The 17,316-nt window shown below is 68.0% G+C and carries 14 protein-coding genes; 5 read left to right on the top strand and 9 right to left on the bottom strand.

All coding sequences use genetic code 11. The features are described from left to right. Positions 1 to 2 precede the first annotated feature (2 nt). Positions 3 to 491 (bottom strand): 8-oxo-dGTP diphosphatase, encoded by a 489-nt coding sequence (locus tag RKE25_RS07265; protein ID WP_311841569.1) that lies wholly within the window; start codon positions 489 to 491, stop codon positions 3 to 5. 760 nt (positions 492 to 1,251) lie between these two features. Between RKE25_RS07265 and RKE25_RS07260 the strand changes: the two genes are divergently transcribed. The 3 genes from RKE25_RS07260 (at position 1,252) to RKE25_RS07250 (ending at position 5,242) form a co-directional block, all read left to right on the top strand. Next, positions 1,252 to 2,070, top strand: a complete 819-nt coding sequence (locus RKE25_RS07260; RefSeq protein WP_311841568.1) for a phosphodiester glycosidase family protein — start codon at positions 1,252 to 1,254, stop codon at positions 2,068 to 2,070. Between the two features lie 63 nt (positions 2,071 to 2,133). Then, on the top strand, positions 2,134 to 4,554 hold the full coding sequence (locus tag RKE25_RS07255; RefSeq protein ID WP_311841567.1) for a penicillin acylase family protein: 2,421 nt from the start codon (positions 2,134 to 2,136) through the stop codon (positions 4,552 to 4,554). Positions 4,555 to 4,741: 187 nt separating this feature from the next. After that, positions 4,742 to 5,242 (top strand): DUF4019 domain-containing protein, encoded by a 501-nt coding sequence (locus RKE25_RS07250; RefSeq protein ID WP_311841566.1) that lies wholly within the window; start codon positions 4,742 to 4,744, stop codon positions 5,240 to 5,242. A 73-nt stretch (positions 5,243 to 5,315) separates the two neighbouring features. Here the strand turns inward: RKE25_RS07250 and RKE25_RS07245 are convergent, their stop codons facing one another. The 8 genes from RKE25_RS07245 to map form a co-directional block, all read right to left on the bottom strand. Further along, positions 5,316 to 7,349, bottom strand: a complete 2,034-nt coding sequence (locus tag RKE25_RS07245; protein WP_311841565.1) for a S9 family peptidase — start codon at positions 7,347 to 7,349, stop codon at positions 5,316 to 5,318. A gap of 91 nt (positions 7,350 to 7,440) precedes the next feature. Beyond that, positions 7,441 to 8,574 (bottom strand): succinyl-diaminopimelate desuccinylase, encoded by a 1,134-nt coding sequence (gene dapE, locus RKE25_RS07240; protein ID WP_311841564.1) that lies wholly within the window; start codon positions 8,572 to 8,574, stop codon positions 7,441 to 7,443. 32 nt (positions 8,575 to 8,606) lie between these two features. Then, positions 8,607 to 9,686 (bottom strand): VIT1/CCC1 transporter family protein, encoded by a 1,080-nt coding sequence (locus RKE25_RS07235; protein ID WP_311841563.1) that lies wholly within the window; start codon positions 9,684 to 9,686, stop codon positions 8,607 to 8,609. Further along, a complete protein-coding gene (locus RKE25_RS07230) occupies positions 9,683 to 10,177 on the bottom strand; it encodes a DUF2165 domain-containing protein (protein WP_311841562.1) in 495 nt (164 codons plus the stop codon). Before RKE25_RS07230 ends, RKE25_RS07235 begins: the two co-directional genes overlap by 4 nt. 2 nt (positions 10,178 to 10,179) lie before the next feature. Further along, complete coding sequence (locus RKE25_RS07225; RefSeq protein WP_311841561.1) at positions 10,180 to 10,536, bottom strand: Spx/MgsR family RNA polymerase-binding regulatory protein; 357 nt, start codon at positions 10,534 to 10,536, stop codon at positions 10,180 to 10,182. Further along, positions 10,533 to 11,360: a 2,3,4,5-tetrahydropyridine-2,6-dicarboxylate N-succinyltransferase gene (gene dapD, locus RKE25_RS07220; protein ID WP_311841560.1), complete on the bottom strand. Its 828-nt coding sequence runs from the start codon at positions 11,358 to 11,360 to the stop codon at positions 10,533 to 10,535. The genes RKE25_RS07225 and dapD overlap by 4 nt, the downstream gene beginning before the upstream one ends. Positions 11,361 to 11,469: 109 nt before the next feature. Next, the gene (gene glnD, locus RKE25_RS07215; protein ID WP_311841559.1) at positions 11,470 to 14,112 is read right to left on the bottom strand and encodes a [protein-PII] uridylyltransferase; all 2,643 of its coding nucleotides are present in this window, start codon (positions 14,110 to 14,112) and stop codon (positions 11,470 to 11,472) included. Positions 14,113 to 14,248: 136 nt separating this feature from the next. Beyond that, the gene (map, locus tag RKE25_RS07210) at positions 14,249 to 15,013 is read right to left on the bottom strand and encodes a type I methionyl aminopeptidase (protein ID WP_311841558.1); all 765 of its coding nucleotides are present in this window, start codon (positions 15,011 to 15,013) and stop codon (positions 14,249 to 14,251) included. Positions 15,014 to 15,396: 383 nt separating this feature from the next. On the opposite strand from map, the gene rpsB reads away from it, so the two are divergent. Both rpsB and tsf read left to right on the top strand, forming a co-directional pair. Next, positions 15,397 to 16,275, top strand: coding sequence for a 30S ribosomal protein S2 (gene rpsB / locus RKE25_RS07205; protein WP_311841557.1), 879 nt, complete (start codon positions 15,397 to 15,399; stop codon positions 16,273 to 16,275). Positions 16,276 to 16,332: 57 nt separating this feature from the next. After that, complete coding sequence (gene tsf, locus RKE25_RS07200) at positions 16,333 to 17,211, top strand: translation elongation factor Ts (RefSeq protein WP_311841556.1); 879 nt, start codon at positions 16,333 to 16,335, stop codon at positions 17,209 to 17,211. The last annotated feature ends 105 nt before the right edge of the window (positions 17,212 to 17,316 follow it).

The following is a 17,316-nucleotide window of genomic DNA, read 5'->3' as shown; positions in this document are numbered from 1 at the left end:
GTTCACAGACGCGAAAACGCCCAGGACTGCATGCGGCCGTCCTTGTAAGGCATCACGCCATGGAAAGGCCGCGGATCGCCGTCGAACACCAGCGGCAGGAAATGCCGGTCACCCTCCCACATCGGCAACTCCATCAACCGCTCGAGCTCCACCCACTCCAGCGTGCCCTCGTGGTTGGCGTCCAGCGGCGTGCCGCGGAAACGGTCGATCACGAAGATGAAACCCAGCCAGTCTTCGCCATGCTTGCCGAAACCCGGCCAATTGAGCGTGCCGCGCAGCTGCATCGACTCGCACTCGATACCGGCCTCTTCATGGATCTCGCGCTGCATGCACGCAGCGATGTCCTCGCCCGGCTCCATCTTCCCGCCCAGCCCATTGTATTTCCCCAGGTGCAAATCGTCCTGCCGCGCATTGCGGTGAATCATCAGCACCCGGCGGCGGTCCGGGGAAAGCACGTAACCGAGCGTGGCGACGATAGGCGTGTAAGGCATGGGACGGCGCGCGGCGGAAAAGCGGCAGTTTATAACGGCGGGGCGTGGAAGACCGGCTCCGCGGCGTGATATGTGCCGCCGAACGGTCGCTGCCTGCGCGTTTTCGCAAGCCCCGCCCCTCATCCCGCCTTCTCCCCGGAGGGGAGAAGGAGAAGTGCGTACCGCGGCAAGCAAAAACAAAAACAAGAGCGAGCGAAGCGACGCTCCGTAACGCTCTTGATCTCCCGGGTTCCCTTCGCGGCGGTGAGGGCTGGACGATCAGGCCCGCGAAGCGGGGCGGGGGCAGGACGCCCCCGCCTTTTCGATCAGGGCAGGATGCCCTGTCGAAAAGCCCGGCCAGCCCTCAACGCACCCGCAGCAGCGTAGGCTGCGGAGGGCGCCGCGCAGGGGGCCCTTTCTTCTTGGTTACTTCTTCTTTTGGGCAAGCAAAGAAGAAGTAACTCGCTCTCCGGCAGGAGAGCGAAACCCTCGCCCTTCGGGCGAGACACGACTGGCGATAAGGCGGCAACCGAGCGATGTCGTCACTGGTCTCCGGCCTACGCCGGAATGACGAGAATGGGGGTGCGAGGCGACCCTTAGCGCCCGTTGGCGTTCGCGGGCTCACCCCAGCCTACGCGACTCCGCGCTGCGCGCTCCCTCCGCCCCCCCCGGAATGACAAGGCCAAGCGCCCATCAGAAACGCCCCAACCCCAACACCCAGCAAGCCGACACCAACCCTCCGGCTTGCACCCACCCCACCACCCCAGCCAACATCCCTCGCATGAAGGCGACCGCCCTCCCCCACTCCACCTCACGCCACCGCCCCCTCTGCATACTGGCGACGCTCACCCTGCTCGCCTGCGCCTCCGGCTGCTCGCGGCAGGCGCAGGCGGTGGACAGCGACGAGGTGACGTTCGAGAGCCAGACCTTCCGCGTGGTCAGCGTCGACCTCCAGCGCGAATCCCTTTCTCTGCACTGGAAGGATCCGGAGAACGGGCAACCCTTCGGCACCATCGAAGCACTGCGCCAGTGGGGCATGGCGCACGACACCCGGCTGTTGTTCGCCGCCAATGCCGGTATCTACGATCGCCAGTTCGCGCCGCTGGGCCTCTACGTCGAAGACGGCCGCACCGTCGTGCCGCTGAATCTCTTCCGCGGCAATCCCGCGGCGGGCAATTTTTCCATCCAGCCGAATGGCGTATTCGCCATCTATCCCGATGGCCATGCTGCCGTGCGCACCAGCACCGACTTCAAGGCCGACGGCAAGCCGGCGCGGTGGGCGACGCAGTCGGGTCCGATGTTGCTGGTCGACGGACAGGTCAACGATCGCTTCGTGGATGACTCGTCCAGCCTGAAATGGCGCAGCGGCGTCTGCGCGAAGACGCCGCACAAGGTGATGTTCGCGGTCAGCGAATCGCCCGTGAATTTCCATACCTTCGCGCGCCTCTTCCGCGATGAACTGGGCTGCCGCGACGCGCTGTACCTGGACGGCACCATCTCGCAGTTCTATGTGGACGGCGAAGGCTACGCGGGCGCACCGACGTTCATGGTCAAGCCCTACGCAGGCATCTTCGCGGTCTTCACCACGGCCAAGCCCTGATCCGCCGCGCGGGCGGTGCGCGGGTCTACACTCGACCCATCGCCCCTCCAGGATTGCCGCCCGATGCCCCGAGTCCGACGCTTCCGCTGGCTGCGCGCCCTCGTCCTCTCGTTGCTCTTTCTCATCCTGGGCGTGCTGGCCACGGGGTGGTTCCTGCTCGCCGGCGGCCGCGCGAGGCTGGATGGCGACGTCACCGTGGCGGGCCCGAGCGATACGGTGACCATCGCCCGCGACGCGCTGGGCACCGCGACCATCGACGGCAAGAACCGCGACGACGTGACGTACGCGCTGGGCTACGTCCATGCGCAGGAACGCTTCTTTCCGATGGACCTGATGCGCCGCATGGCCGCCGGCGAGCTGGCCGAACTGGTCGGCGCCGCAGCCGTGGATACCGATCTCGCGCACCGGCCCCATCGCCTGCGCGCGGTGGCGCAAGCCGCACTGGCGCAGCTGTCCCCGCAAGACAGGCACACGCTCGAGCTGTATGCCGCGGGCGTGAATCGCGGCCTGGCCGATCTGCGGGTGAAACCCTGGGAATACTTCCTGCTCGGCACGCAGCCGCAGTCCTGGCGGCCGGAGGATACGTTCCTCGTGATCGCGGCGATGTACCTGGACCTCAACAGCGACGGCCGCAACGAGCGCGAGCTGCGTTTCGCGCAGATGCGCTCGGCGCTGCCGTCGCCGCTGGTGGATTTCCTGCTCGCGCCGGATCCGGACTGGGAGGCGCCGCTCACCGGCGATCTCTCGCGCCCGCCGGTCATCCCTGGCCCCGACGTGTTCGACCTGCGCGGACGCCCCACCGCATCGAGCGCCGATGCGAGCGCGCTCGCCGCGCTGAAGCCGGCGCTCGACGAGGCGCGCCCCGGGAGCAACAGCTTCGCGGTGTCGGGTCATCTGACCGAATCCGGCGCCGCCATTCTCGCCAACGACATGCACCTTGGCCTGCGCGTGCCGGACATCTGGTTCCGCACGCGGCTGCGTTACGCGGACCCCAGCGCCCCGAACGGCCGCCGCGACGCCAGCGGCGTCAGCCTGCCGGGCACGCCGGCGTTGGTCGCCGGCTCCAACGGCCAGGTCGCCTGGGGCTTCACCAACAGTTATGGCGACTGGCTCGACTGGGTGCGCGTGCAGCGCGATCCGCACGATGCCTCGCGCTACAAGGTGCCCGAGGGTTGGGCGGCAATCGAAACGCACGACGAAGTGGTGCGCGTCAAAGGCGCGCCGCCGCGCACGCTCAAGGTGGAGGACACACGCTGGGGACCGATCCTGGCGCAGGACGTGGACGGTACGCCGCTCGCGCTGGCCTGGATCGGCGGCATGCCGCGCGGCTACAACCTCGGCGTGATGGCGCTGGAACATGCCACGGGCGTGAATGCCGCGCTCGACCTGGCGCCGTCCATGGGGATGCCGCCACAGAACCTGCTGGCTGCGGACAGTGCCGGCAACATCGGTTGGACCGTTACCGGCAACAGCATCCCGCTGCGCGCGGGTTTCGACCCGTTGCTGCCGGCGGACTGGTCCGCGCCCGGCTCCGGGTGGCTGGGCTGGGCCGCGCCGGCGCAATACCCGCGCATCGAGAATCCCGGCGACGGCCGTCTGTGGACCGCCAACAACCGCACGGTGGACGGCCCGGCCCTGGCCCTGCTCGGCGAGGGCGGCCACGACCTCGGCGCGCGCGCGCAACAGATCCGCGACGGCCTGCGTGCACGCAGCAGCTTCGCGCCGGGCAACCTGCTGGATATCCAGCTCGACCATCGCGCGCTGCTGCTGTTGCGCTGGCAACGTCTGCTGCAGGACACGCTCGCCGGCGCGAACGAACCAGCGCTTGCGCAACTTCGCCAGCTCACCGCCACTTGGCGCGGGCGCGCGGCGGCCGACAGCGTCGATTACCGCCTCGTGCGGGCGTTTCGCGAAAAAGTCCATGCCGCCGTGCTGGCGCCGTTCGCGGCGGAAGTCTCCGGGCGCTTCCAGGATTTCGCCTGGCCCCGCCCCAGCCACACGGAGGCCGCCGTATGGGCTTTGCTGCGCGACCGGCCGGCGCACCTGCTCGATCCGCGCTATGCGGACTGGAATGCCCTGCTGCTCGATGCCGCACGTCAGGTAGCGGACGAGCTCGGCAAGCAGCCCGGCGGACTGGCCGCGCGCAGCTGGGGCGAGGTCAACCGCACCGGTGTCCGCCATCCGCTGTCGCGTGCGCTTCCGGCGTTCGCGGGGCGCTGGCTGGACATGCCCGACGAACCGCTGCCCGGCGACGACAACATGCCACGCGTGGCACGCACGGGCTTTGGTGCCTCCGAACGGCTGGACGTGATGCCGGGACACGAGGCGGACGGCATCCTGGAGCTGCCGGGCGGACAGAGCGACAACCCGCTGTCGCCGTATTTCGGTGCCGGACACGAGGACTGGGTCAATGGACGGCCGACACCCCTGTTGCCCGGCCCGGATCAGCACGTGCTCACCCTCAAACCCGCGCGGAACATGTGAGCGCGCCAGGGTGAACCGCAGCTCGTCTCTGATCGGACAGTTCTTTTTGGATTCGCCGGATTTTGCGCGGGAAACAGGCGCGTGCCCCGCTCAGGGATAGGCAGCGATGCCAATCGATGATGGGATGCGGGGCACATACATGCACGCCGGCCGACGGCACCATTCTGAAACCGCAAAGGAGATCTCCATGGCTATCCGTACTCACCGTTTGTTCGCGCTGTCCACCGCCGTGTCTGCGCTGTTCGCCGCCGGCATGGTCCACGCGCAGCAGCTTCCCTCGCTGGACAGCGCCGTGGCCGTGGCCACCCGCTGGGCGGGCCAGGCCGACGCCAACCAGGCGGATGCCATGTGGCAGGCCAGCAGCCCGATCATGCAGAAGAGCGTGAGCAAGGCCGACTGGGGCAAGTATCTCGATGGCGTGAAGAAGCAGCTCGGCACGACCCAGAGCCGCGACTGGGTGCAGCTCGGCCGGGTGGAGAATCCGCAGGGGCTGCCCGCGGGCAACTACGTCAACGTGGTGTTCGTCGCGCGCCATGCCAATTCGCCGGCCCTCGAGACGGTCTCGCTCGCGCAGTCGGGCAATAGCTGGGTGCCGGTGGGCTTCGTGGTGCGCCCGGCTCAGCAGCAGCAACCCGCCGCGCCCGCGCCTGCAGCGCCTGCGGCAGCGCCGGCGAAGACCGGCAAGTAAGGCCGCACGTTCTCATCGCTCCAAAAAAGAGCCGCCCCCACGGGCGGCTCTTTGCATGCACCGAAGGCGATGCTCAATCGCCCGCGCCGATCGCCTGCGACAGGCCTGGGACGAACTCCTTGCCGTGCGGCACCTTGGCGGTCGAAGCCTTGAGCGCACCGCCGATCGGTTCGACGCGCCCGCTCAGGCACTTGCCCAGGAACTGCTCGGCCACCGCGTTGAACGCGATGCTGTTCTCCGGCCGCGCGAAGCCATGGCCTTCGTCGGGAAACAGCACATAAGTGACCGGTATGTTCTTGGCCTGCATCGCCTTCACGATCTGATCGGATTCGGCCTGGTTGACGCGCGGGTCATTGGCGCCCTGCCCGATCAGCAGCGGCCGCTTGATCGCGTCGGCCTTGAACAATGGCGAGCGCTCATGCAGCAACTGCCGGCCGGCTTCAGTGGTCGGGTCGCCCATGCGCTTGTAGAACTGGATCTTCGCCGCTTCCCAGTACGGCGGGATGGTCTTCAGCAGCGTGGCGAGGTTGGATGGCCCTACGATGTCGACGCCGCAGGCGAACGCGTCGGGCGTGAAGGTGAGTCCCGCCAGCGTGGCGTAGCCGCCGTAGGAACCGCCCATGATCGCGACCTTGTCGGCCTCGGTGACGCGGTTCTTGACCGCCCACTGCACGGCGTCGATCAGGTCGTCGTGCATCTTGCGGCCCCATTCCAGGTCGCCTGCGGAGATGTACTTCTTGCCGAAGCCGGTCGAGCCGCGGTAATTCACCGACAGCACGGCGTAGCCGCGGTTGGCCAGCCATTGGTGGTAGCTGCTGTAACCATAGACGTCGCGGCCCCACGGCCCGCCGTGCACGAACAGCACCATCGGCAGCGGCTTGTCGGGGCGCCCGGGATGCGCCGTGTCGCTGCCGGCGGGCAAGGTGAGATACGACACTTCGGTCAACCCGTCGCGCGTGCGGATCTCCTCCGGATACATCGGCGACAGCGTGGCCTTTTCCAGCTCGGGCCGGCTGACGAAGAGCTGGCTGAGCTTCTTCGCCTTGCGGTCGTACAGATAGGTAGCGCTCGGCTTCACGACCGGATCGACAGTCACTGTCCAGAAGTCGTCGGCGTCGGTGCGGGAACTCACGCCGATATTGCCCTTGAGCTCCTGGCGCAGGAAGGCCAGGTCGCCCTTCACCGCCGGATCCAGCGCCACCCATTCCGGCTGGAGGTATTGCACCGAATACGCCTGCACCTTGCCAGTCGCCGGGTCGGTGAGCGCACCATCGATGTCGGCCTTGGCATTCTGCGCCAGCACGGTGGTCTTGCCGCTGGCGACGTCCTGCGCGACCAGGGCTGCCGTGTCGCGGCCGCGCGAGTCGAGCCAGTACAGCGTCTTGCCGTCGACGGTGAAACCGACCGGCTCGGTGGTGAGCGAATCGTCCAGCCCGACGCTGGCGAACGGCTTGGCGTCGACCTTGTCCTGCTCGATGCGGTAATAGTCCGTGCCGCCGTCCGAGCGCGACTTCGTCGCCATGCGCAGGGTCAGGTTTTCGTCGGCGACGAAACCGGCGTACTCGCCCTTGTTCTCCAACACTTCCGTCAGCTTGCCGCTCTTGAGATCGAGGCTGTAGACGTCGTGCCAACGCGCATCACGGTTGTTCACGCCGACCAGGATGCGGTCCTTCACGTGCGTGCTCACGCCGAGAATCTGCACGCGCGTCTTCTGGAAGGGCGTCAGCGCCTGCGGCTCGCCGCCCTGCATGCTCGCTTTGTAGAGCAGGAAGTTTTCGTCGCCGCCGTGGTCGTTGATGTACAGCACCGACGACGAATCCGGCGCCCAGAAGTACTGGCGGATCGGCCGCTGCTTTTCCGCGGTGAGCGGCTTCGCCTTGTCCGGCGCCCCGGCCGGCGCGACCCAGACATTGAGCACGCCGTCGCGCGGCGCGACCCAGGCCAGCCACTTGCCATCCGGACTGAGCTTGCCGGCCACCCGGCTGGGGTTCCCGAACAGCGCGGCGCGCTCGATCAGGGGAGCCTGCGGCGTGGAGGCATTTTCCGCCCACGACATGGTGGGCAGACCGGCGGCCGCAATGGCCGCGACGAGCAACAGCTTGCGCATACCTTCCTCCTTGGTGCGTAGGGACGAACGGCACTTCGTTACTGCGTATGGCTCGACAACGGCAACTTGCAGGACCGCGCGGCGGAACCGCTCAGGTCAACAAACGTGCGCAGATGGCCTGGTAAAGCGAAGGCAGCTGCTCCAGATCGGCGATGGCTACGCACTCGTCCACCTTGTGAATGGTGGCGTTGACCGGACCCAGTTCAATCACTTCGGCCCCCAGCGGCGCGATGAAGCGTCCGTCGGACGTGCCGCCGCCGGTGCTCTGCTCAGGCTCCACGCCGCACAGCTCGCGACATACCGCGACAGCCGTCTCGCGCAGGCGCCCTCCCGCGGGGCTCAGGAAGGGTTCGCCAGAAAGATTCCAGTCGATGGCGTACTCCACGCCATGACGGTCCAGGATCGCTTCGACGCGCGCGCGCAGATCGTCGGCGCGGCTCGCCGTGCTGTAGCGGAAATTGATCAGCGCGGTCAGCGCGCCGGGGATCACGTTGGTGGCACCGGTGCCTGCGTTGAGATTGGAGACCTGGAACGAGGTCGGCGGGAAGTCCGCATTGCCTTCGTCCCAGCGTTCGGCGGCAAGCTCGGCCAGCGCCGGTGCGAATGCATGAATCGGGTTCTTCGCCTTCTCCGGATACGCCACGTGCCCCTGCACGCCATGCACGGTCAGCGTCGCCGACAGCGAGCCGCGGCGGCCGACCCGGAGCAGATCGCCCAGGCGTTCCTTAGAGGATGGCTCGCCCACCACGCACCAGTCGATGCGCTCGCCGCTGGCCCGGAAATGCTCGGCCACCTTGCGTACGCCATCGAGGTTGGTCGGCCCTTCTTCGTCGCTGGTCATCAAAAAGCCGACCCGGCCGGGATGGTCCGGGTGCGTCGCGACGAACGCCTCCAGCGCCACCGCCATCGCCGCCACCGAACCCTTCATGTCGGCCGCGCCGCGCCCGAAGAGATAACCGTCGCGCACGACCGGCTCGAAGGGGTCGCTGCGCCAGCTCTCCACCGGCCCAGGCGGCACGACGTCGGTATGGCCGAGAAACACCAGCAGCGGCCCGCCCCGGCCGTGCGTCGCCCAAAGGTTGTCGACCTCGCCGTAGCGCAGATGCGCAACCTCGAACCCCACCCGCGCCAAGCGCTCGGCCAGCAGGGCCTGGCACCCGGCGTCGTCCGGGGTGACCGAGCGGCGGCGGATGAGGTCCAGGGTGAGATCGAAGACGGCGGACATGCGGAATTCCGAGAGCTGCGCAGGCGCCTAGGCTAACCGCTCAGCGCCGCGCCCAGCGCGTGACCGACGGCATAGGTGATCGCCGCCGCCGCGGCAGTGATGGCCAGCTGCCGCACGATCGAGAACGCCAGGGTGCGGCCGGTGAACAGGGAGGTGCCGATGCCGATCAGGGTCAGCCCGGCGATGGTGGCGGCGGCGCTGCCGAGCATCGCGGCACGGCCTTCCAGGAACAGGTACGGCGCGACCGGAAAGGCGGCGCCGAGCGCGAACATGCAGAAGGAAGAGATGGCGGCGCTGTAGGCGGATCCGCCGAGGTCTTCCGGATCGATGCCCAGGTCTTCGCGCACGAGCGTATCCAGCGCGGCACGCGGGGTTTCGGTCAGCTGGCCGGCCACCGTCTCGGCGACTTGCGGCTCCAGACCCTTGTCGCGATAGATGCTGGCGATGCTGCGTGCGCCGTCTTCCGGCGCGACGGCGAGGCGCTCCGCCCGCACGGCGATCTGTGCCTGGTAGAACTCCCGCGAGCTGTTCACCGAGAGCCATTCGCCCAGCGCCATCGAACATGCGCCGGCAACCAGGCCGGCGATGCCCGCCATGAGTACGGCGTGGTCGTTGTTCGACGCACCGGCCATGCCCATGACCAGGCTGACGTTGGACACCAGGCCGTCGTTCGCGCCGAGCACGGCGGCGCGCAAGGTGTTGCCGCTCTGCGCGCGCGAGCGGCGTTCCGCGCCCTTGACGGGCTCGGGGCCGCCGAAGTGGTTGCGCAGCTCCTTGCGGTCGACCGAAGGCTCCACGTGGTCGGCATGTTCCAGGCGCACCACGGTAGGCATGACGAACTCGGTGCCGAAGCGGCGCGCGAACCAGGTGAGCACGCGGACACGCAGGCCGACGACGTGGGGCGGCACCTCGACACGCATCGCATGCAGGTGCGCTTCCCAGAATGCCGCGTTGGCCTGCTCGGCCAGCGCGATGCGGCGGTAGGCGCGCCGCTTGCGCTCGTCCGGCGCGAGGTCGGCCAGGCGTTCGTAGAGCGCTGCGTTGTCCTGCTCGATGCGCAGGTTGGCGAGAAATCGGCGCGCCTTGCCCGGATCGCCCGCGGAGACGTTCATTCCGGATCGGCCTCGCGCTGCCCCAGGTACACCAGCGCGCCGAGCAGGATCGCCACCAGCCGGAACGAGGTCTCGATACCGTTCCACTGCGCGGACATCCACATGCCGAACCACTCGCCGCCGATCGCCATGAAGCCCACCAGCCAGAGCAGGACGCCCAGGCTCAACGCGGCCACGGCCAGCCCCTTCGCGCGCTGGAACAGCGCGGCCGGCGCGCGCCGGCGCAGCCACATGCGCCAGGCGCCCGCCCATGCGAGCGCGGCGGTCGCGACCTGCATGGCAATGATCAGCACGTAGGCCGCGTGCTGCAGCGGCACCGACGTGATGGCGCGGTAGCGGATGCGCGCGTCCGGGAAGATCGTGTCCATGGCCAGCACATGGCGTACGAAAGCGAAGTTGGTGCCGTAGTCGGTAATGTTGCCAAACGCCACCAGCGTCACCAGCAGAGCGAGCCCGGCGACCAGCAGGACCTTGGACAGGCGTAGGGGCATGCTCAGCGGCCGAAGAGTTTTTTGAAGCCGTTGTCGGAGAAGCCGACGCTTACCGAACCGTCCGGCTGCACCACCACCGGGCGACGGATGAGCGCGGGATATTCCTTCAACAGCAGCGTCCACTCCGGATCGCTGCCCGGGTTCTTGCGCTGCGGCAGCAGGTTGCGCCAGGTAGTGCCGGACTTGTTGACCAGCTTGTCCCATCCGCCGAGCTGGCGCGCCCAGTCCTTCAGCGTATCCGCGGCAACGGGGTTGGCGCGGTAGTCCGTGAAGGTGTGCGCCACGTCGAAACGGTTGAGCCAGTTACGCGCCTTCTTGCAGGTGTCGCAGTTGGGCAGGCCGTAGAGCGCGGCGCTCATTCGGCGCTCCGCAGCAGCTCGTTGATGCCGGTCTTGCTGCGCGTCTTCTCGTCCACCTGCTTGACGATGATCGCGGCATAGAGGCTGTGCGAGCCGTCCTTCGCGGGAAGGCTGCCGGCCACCACCACGCTGCCGGCCGGCACGCGGCCGTAGCTGACCTCGCCGGTGGCGCGGTTGTAGATGCGGGTGGACTGGCCGAGGAACACGCCCATGCCGATGACGCTGCCCTTCTCCACCACGACGCCCTCGACCACTTCAGAGCGGGCGCCGATGAAGCAGTTGTCCTCGATGATGGTGGGATTGGCCTGCAGCGGTTCCAGCACGCCGCCGATGCCGACGCCGCCGGACAGGTGCACGTTGGCGCCGATCTGCGCGCAGGAACCGACCGTGGCCCAGGTGTCGACCATGGTGCCGGGACCGACGTAGGCGCCGATGTTGACGTAGCTCGGCATCAGCACCGCGTCCTTCGCGACGTGCGCGCCGCGGCGGACCAGCGCGCCGGGCACCACGCGCGCGCCCAGCCCTTGCAGTTCGGTGTCGTTGCCATGAGCGAAGCGCAGCGGCACCTTGTCGAAGGCGAGCGCGGGGCCGCCGTCCACCACGCGGTTGCCGTTGAGGCGGAAATACAGCAGCACGGCTTTCTTGATCCACTGATTGACCGTCCAGCCGCCGTTGCCGTCGGGCTCGGCGACGCGTCGCTCGCCGGCTTCGAGCAGGCCGATGACCTGGTCCACAGCGGGACGCAGATGCGTGTCGATTTCGGATTCGGTGAGGTCGTTGCGGCGCTCGAAGGCGTCGTTGATCAGGGATTCGATGCTTTGCATGGCTTGCGACACAGGCAGGGGGAGAACCCGGCCATGCTAGCGGGATTGGCCCCGGCGGGCGAGCGGACCGCGCGCAGCGCGCTTTGGCCGTCTATCGTTCCGCGTGCCGCTAACCGGCCCGCTTGGCCGCGCCCAGGCGATCGAGCAGCGTATGCAGCAGGCGGTCCTGCTGGAGGACGCCCAGCGGCGCATTGCGCCGGTCAGTGATCAGGAAGAAGTCCTCCACGCGCTCGCCGAAGGTGGCGATGCGCGCGTCGTGCACGCGCACGTCGGCATCGACCATGGCCTGCGATACCGCCGCCAGCAGACCCGGCCGGTCGCTGCATACCAGCGAGAGGCGCGTACGGTCGCCGGCGGCGCTGAAGGCGATCTTGGGCGCTGCCTGGAAATGCTTGAGGTGGCGCGACATGTTCCGGCGCGAAGGCTGGTGCATGTGGGCCGGTTGCGCCAGCGCGCGATGCAGGCGCTGCTTGAGCTCTTCGGCGCGGTCGGCGCTGGCGGGTTGCTGGCTGTCGGTTTCGAGCAGCAGGAAGGTATCCAGCGCCATGCCGTTGTGGCTGTTGAGGATGCGCGCTTCCATCACGGAGAAATGCAGACGGTCCAGCATGGCGGTGACCGAGGCGAACAAGCCGTCGCGGTCCGGCGTATAGACGAACAATTCGGTGGTGCCGCGCACCGAGAGCGGGTGCACTTCCACCAGCGGCGTGGCGCCGCCGGAACGCAGGATGGCCGCGGTCTGCCAGGCGATCTGCTCGGCGCGGTGGCGCAGGAAGCTCTGTTCCGGGAAATCGCGCCAGACGCGCTCGCACGAGGCCGCGTCGAAGCCTTCGGCCAGCAGCAGCGCCAGCGCGGCGTCGCGGCACTCGCGCACGCGCGCGGCGGCGTCGCGCGGCAGTTCGTCCTCGCTGGCGAGCGCATAGCGGGTGGCGGTGTAGAGATCGGCCAGCAGGCGATCCTTCCACGCATTCCAGAGCCGCGGGCTGGTGCCGATGATGTCGGCGATGGTGAGCAGATACAGCAGGTCCAGGCGTTCGCGCTCGCCCACCGCTTCGGCGAAACGCTGCACGACGTCCGGATCGGTAATGTCCTGCCGCTGCGCCGTGACGCTCATCAGCAGATGCCAGCGCACCAGCCAGGCGACGAGTTCGGTGTCCTCCGCGGGCAGGCCGAGGCGTGCGCAGAAGGCACGCGCGTCCTCCTCGCCCAGCACGGAATGATCGCCGCCACGCCCCTTGGCGATGTCGTGGAACAGCGCGGCGAGCAGCATCAGTTCGGGCTTCTCCAGCGTCGGCCAGATGCCGCAGGCGATGGGGAATTCCGTGCGCGCAGCCGGATCGGCGAAGCGCGCGACATTGCGCAGGACGCGCAGCGTGTGCTCGTCCACCGTGTAGACATGGAACAGGTCGTACTGCATGCGCCCGAACACTTTGCCGAACGCCGGCAGCACCGAGGCCAGCAGGCCATGGCGGTTCATGCGCCACAGCGCCTCCACCGCCGGGGCGCCCAGGCGCAGCAGGCGAAGGAAGGCGCTCAGCACCTGCGGCTCGTCCGCCAGCGCGGTACCGAAGAAGGCCGTGGCCTGGTGGATGCGGCGCATGGTGTCCGCGGTGAATCCGACGATGCCCGGCTCGCCCAGCCGCAGGATGAAGATCTCCACCAGCGCGGCGGGCCGGCGCACGAACAGGTCCGGATCGCGGACCGCGATGCGCGAGCCGAAGCGCAGGAAATCCTCGCCGACCGGCTGCGGTTCCGCCGGCGGCTCGAGCATCTCCTCGAAACGTTCCGCGATCTGTACGCCAAGCCGCTCGACCTGGCTGGCGGCGCGGTAGTAGCCCTGCATGAACTGTTCGACGCCGAGGTTCTTCTCGTGCTCGTCCTGAAAACCGAGCCGCGCGGCGAGCGCGCGCTGGTAATCGAACAGCAGCCGCTCCTCGGCCCGCCCGGCCTCCAGGTGCAAAGCGAAACGGTAGCGGCGGAGCGTGGCCTCCGCTTCCTCCAGCGTCGAGCGCTCGGCCGGGTCGAGCAACCCTTCCTCGACCATGTCGTCGAAGTCGTCCGCGTGCGCCAGGCGGCGACCCAGCCAGCGCAGTGCGTCAAGCGTGCGCAGTCCGCCGGGGCCGTCCTTGATGTTGGGCTCGAGGTTGTAGGCGGTGTCGTTGTAGCGCGCGTGTCGGGCGTCGCGTTCGGAAAGGCGCACGGCGAGATAAGCGGCCGGCGGCCACAGCGCAGGGTCGTCGACGATCTCGCGCAGGCGGTCTTCCAGCGCGGGATCGCCGATCAGGCGGCGCGCATCGAGCAGGCTGGTGAACACGCTCGCGTCCTGCTGGGCCAGCATGCGGCACTGGGCGGGATCGCGCACGGCATGGCCGACCTTCAGGCCGATGTCCCACAAAGTGGCGAAACATTGCTCCAGGGCGCGCAACCGCGCCGGGTCGGCCTGCTCCACCAGCACCAGGAGGTCGACGTCCGAATGCGGGAACAGCAGCCCCCGGCCGAAGCCGCCGACCGCGAACAGCGCGGCGCCGGTGACTTCGCCGAGGCAGGCGGTCCACACGTGGGCGACGATGCGCGAAACCGAATCGCCCCGCCGCCGGGCCAGCGCGCTGGCGTCGGCACCGTCGCGGAAGGCGGTGGCGATGGCGCGGTCCACGTCGCCCAACAATTGCCGGAGCGCCCGGCGCGCCTCCGTGGAAACGCCCGAACGGGGCACCGCGGCGGGCAGGCGTGGCAAAGGCGGCAGGACGACGGTCATGAGCTGGACGAAGGACCGGAAACGGGACGGCGGGAATGCGTGCAGTCTGCCACGCCGGAACGGAAACCGGCCGCCCTACATGCAGAAAGGCGGCCATTGGCCGCCTTCCCCGGGTTGCTCCTGGACGTCCCGCCGCTCAGGCGTCCGGCCAGGGCGTGAGGATCTCGAACCCGTCGTCCGTCACGGCGATGGTGTGCTCCCACTGCGCGGACAGGGAGTGGTCCTTGGTGACCACCGTCCAGCCGTCCGGCAGCTGGCGCGTCTGCGGCTTGCCGGCATTGACCATCGGCTCGACGGTGAAGGTCATGCCCTTCCTGAGTTCCAGCCCGCTGCTGGGCTTGCCGTAGTGCAGCACCTGCGGCTCGTCGTGGTACACCTTGCCGATGCCGTGGCCGCAGTACTCGCGCACCACCGAGAAACCGGCCGCCTCGGCATGCTTCTGGATGGCGTGGCCCACATCGCCGAGCGTGGCGCCCGGACGGACGGCCTGAATGCCGAGCATCATCGCCTCGTGCGTGGTTTCCACCAGGCGCCTGGCCAGCACCGACGGCGTGCCGACGAAATACATGCGGCTGGTGTCGCCGTGCCAGCCGTCCTTGATGACGGTGACGTCGAGATTGATGATGTCGCCGTCCTTCAGCACCTTGGCCGGGCTCGGGATGCCGTGGCAGATCACGTGGTTGACCGAGGTGCACAGGGTCTTCGGGAACCCGTTGTAGCCCACGTTGGCCGGGATCGCCTTCTGCACGTTCACGATGTGCTCGTAGGCCAGCCGGTCGAGGTCCTCGGTGGTGACGCCGGGCTTGACATGCTCCTTGAGCATGGCCAGCACTTCGGCGGCCAGCTTGCCGGCCTCGCGCATGGCTTGGATGTCGGTGGGGGATTTCAGGGTAACGGCCATAGTTCCACTCACATGGCGCCGCAAACCCCAGGGTTCAACGGACGGGCCCATGCATGGACCCGTTCGGCCAAACCTGCCGGCGGCTTGCCGCTGTGCCGGCGCGCCGGCTATAATTTGGGAGTTTTGCTGCCACGAACAAGCCTTTCAGGAGGCTCCGTTCTGTCGGTCGCAAAGCGAAAAGCGATTGTAACCGCGCTGCGGCATGATCACTTAAGTCCTTGATTGGACAAATCAACGCCACACACGCATCGGCACCGCCTTCGGGGTGCCGCGGCCCTTTCCTCCCCCCTTCGGGAAGCAGGCGGGCCGCGGTCGAAGCCGGGGATGCGTGGAGGTCCCAACCCCCGGGCCACACGAAAAAGGCCCAATGAAGGAGTAATTCCATGGCTCAAGTCACCATGCGCCAGATGCTCGAGGCTGGTGTGCATTTCGGTCACCAGACCCGCTACTGGAACCCGAAGATGGCTCCGTACATCTTCGGTGCCCGCGGCAAGATTCACATCATCAATCTGGAAAAGACCCTCCCGCTGTTCACCGACGCGATGAACTTCCTGTCGGGCGTGGCACAGAAGCGCGGCACCGTGCTGTTCGTCGGCACCAAGCGCTCGGCCCGCGAATCCCTGGCCGAGGAAGCCGCCCGTGCCGGCATGCCGTTCGTGACCGCCCGCTGGCTGGGCGGCATGCTGACCAACTTCCGCACCGTGAAGCAGTCGGTGGCCCGCCTGAAGGAACTGGAAGCGGCCGAGACCGACGGCAGCTTCGACCGCCTGGTCAAGCACGAAGTGCTGGCCCGCCGTCGCGAGCGCGAGAAGCTGGAAAACTCGCTGGGCGGCATCAAGGACATGAACCGCCTGCCGGACGCGCTGTTCGTGGTCGACATCGGCCATGAAGACATCGCCGTTCAGGAAGCCAAGAAGCTCGGCATCCCGGTGGTCGCGGTCGTTGACACCAACTACAACCCGGAGCTGGTGGACTACGCCATCCCGGGCAACGACGACGCGATCCGCGCGATCCAGCTGTACGCCCGCGCCGCCGCCGACTCGATCCTCGAGGGCAGGGCTGCCGCCCCGGCCGCCGCCCAGGGCGACGCCAACGACTTCGTCGAACTCGACGAGGAAGGCAACCCGGTCGCCAAGGAAGAGCGCAAGGCCGCCCCGCGCCGCGACAACCGCGGTCCGGCCAAGAAGGGCGCCGGCGCCCCGCGCCGTGACGGTGGCCGCGGTGGCCGTGGCCGCCAGAACGACGACGCGGACGGCGAGTAAGCCATCCACGCCCCGGCCCTCGCGGCCGGGGTGCTTCAAAGATTTCGAGGAACCCAGATGACTGCCATTACCGCAAAACTGGTCGGCGAACTGCGCGAGCGCTCGGGCGCCGGCATGATGGACTGCAAGAAGGCGCTCACCGAGACCAACGGCGACATCGAAGCCGCCATCGAGCACCTGCGCAAGACCGGCCTGGCCAAGGCCGACAAGAAGGCTGACCGCGTGGCCGCCGAAGGCCGCGTCGCCACCGCCAGCGAGAACGGCAAGGCCGTGCTCGTCGAGGTGAACAGCGAAACCGACTTCGCCGCCAAGAACGCCGAGTTCATCGAGTTCACCAATGCCGTGGCGCAGGCCGTGCTGGCGGCAGGCGTGACCGAGATCGAGGCCGTGAAGGCCGCCGCCATCCCGGGCCACAGCAACATCGAAGAGGCCGCCAAGGCCAAGACCGCGACCATCGGCGAGAAGATCGACGTGCGCCGCGCCGCCCGCGTGGAGAACGACGGCCCGCTGGGCGTCTACTCGCACGGCGGCAAGATCGGCGTGATCGTGGCGCTCAAGGGCGGCTCGGAAGAGCTGGCCAAGGGCATCGCCATGCACGTGGCCGCCATGAACCCGCCGTACGTGAAGGCCGAGGACGTCCCCGCCGACTTCGTCGCGCGTGAGAAGGACATCGCCCTCGCCGCCATGTCGGACAAGGAAAAGAACAAGCCTGCCGATATCCTCGACAAGATCATCTCCGGCAAGATCAACAAGATCGTCTCGGAAGTGACCCTGGTCGGCCAGCCGTACGTGCTGGACACCAACGTCACCGTCGGCGACGCGCTGAAGAAGGAAGGCGCGGACGTGGTGAAGGTGGTGCGCCTGGTCGTGGGCGAAGGCATCGAGAAGGTCCAGGAGGATTACCTGGCCGAAGTGCAGAAGGCCATGCAGGTCTGATCCGACCTCAGCGCCAAAAAAAGCCGCGGGAAACCGCGGCTTTTTTGTTTGCGCCCATCATGCGCAGGCAAAACGCGGGCGCCAGCAATCGTCCTCGCGCACCGC

Origin of the sequence: Dyella sp. BiH032 (assembly GCF_031954525.1) — a bacterium.
Taxonomy (GTDB): domain Bacteria; phylum Pseudomonadota; class Gammaproteobacteria; order Xanthomonadales; family Rhodanobacteraceae; genus Dyella_D.
Note: the sequence above shows the minus strand (reverse complement) of the source record. Positions and strands in the feature narration are given on the sequence as shown.

What these genes read in the sequence shown, in the direction of transcription:
- RKE25_RS07230 (WP_311841562.1), bottom strand. Translation starts at nt 10,177, where the DNA reads ATGCCCCTACGCCTGTCCAAGGTCCTGCTGGTCGCCGGGCTCGCTCTG.
- glnD (WP_311841559.1), bottom strand. Translation starts at nt 14,112, where the DNA reads ATGACCGTCGTCCTGCCGCCTTTGCCACGCCTGCCCGCCGCGGTGCCC.
- tsf (WP_311841556.1), top strand. Translation starts at nt 16,333, where the DNA reads ATGACTGCCATTACCGCAAAACTGGTCGGCGAACTGCGCGAGCGCTCG.
- RKE25_RS07255 (WP_311841567.1), top strand. Translation starts at nt 2,134, where the DNA reads ATGCCCCGAGTCCGACGCTTCCGCTGGCTGCGCGCCCTCGTCCTCTCG.
- RKE25_RS07265 (WP_311841569.1), bottom strand. Translation starts at nt 491, where the DNA reads ATGCCTTACACGCCTATCGTCGCCACGCTCGGTTACGTGCTTTCCCCG.
- map (WP_311841558.1), bottom strand. Translation starts at nt 15,013, where the DNA reads ATGGCCGTTACCCTGAAATCCCCCACCGACATCCAAGCCATGCGCGAG.
- RKE25_RS07225 (WP_311841561.1), bottom strand. Translation starts at nt 10,536, where the DNA reads ATGAGCGCCGCGCTCTACGGCCTGCCCAACTGCGACACCTGCAAGAAG.
- RKE25_RS07260 (WP_311841568.1), top strand. Translation starts at nt 1,252, where the DNA reads ATGAAGGCGACCGCCCTCCCCCACTCCACCTCACGCCACCGCCCCCTC.
- rpsB (WP_311841557.1), top strand. Translation starts at nt 15,397, where the DNA reads ATGGCTCAAGTCACCATGCGCCAGATGCTCGAGGCTGGTGTGCATTTC.
- dapE (WP_311841564.1), bottom strand. Translation starts at nt 8,574, where the DNA reads ATGTCCGCCGTCTTCGATCTCACCCTGGACCTCATCCGCCGCCGCTCG.
- RKE25_RS07250 (WP_311841566.1), top strand. Translation starts at nt 4,742, where the DNA reads ATGGCTATCCGTACTCACCGTTTGTTCGCGCTGTCCACCGCCGTGTCT.
- dapD (WP_311841560.1), bottom strand. Translation starts at nt 11,360, where the DNA reads ATGCAAAGCATCGAATCCCTGATCAACGACGCCTTCGAGCGCCGCAAC.
- RKE25_RS07245 (WP_311841565.1), bottom strand. Translation starts at nt 7,349, where the DNA reads ATGCGCAAGCTGTTGCTCGTCGCGGCCATTGCGGCCGCCGGTCTGCCC.
- RKE25_RS07235 (WP_311841563.1), bottom strand. Translation starts at nt 9,686, where the DNA reads ATGAACGTCTCCGCGGGCGATCCGGGCAAGGCGCGCCGATTTCTCGCC.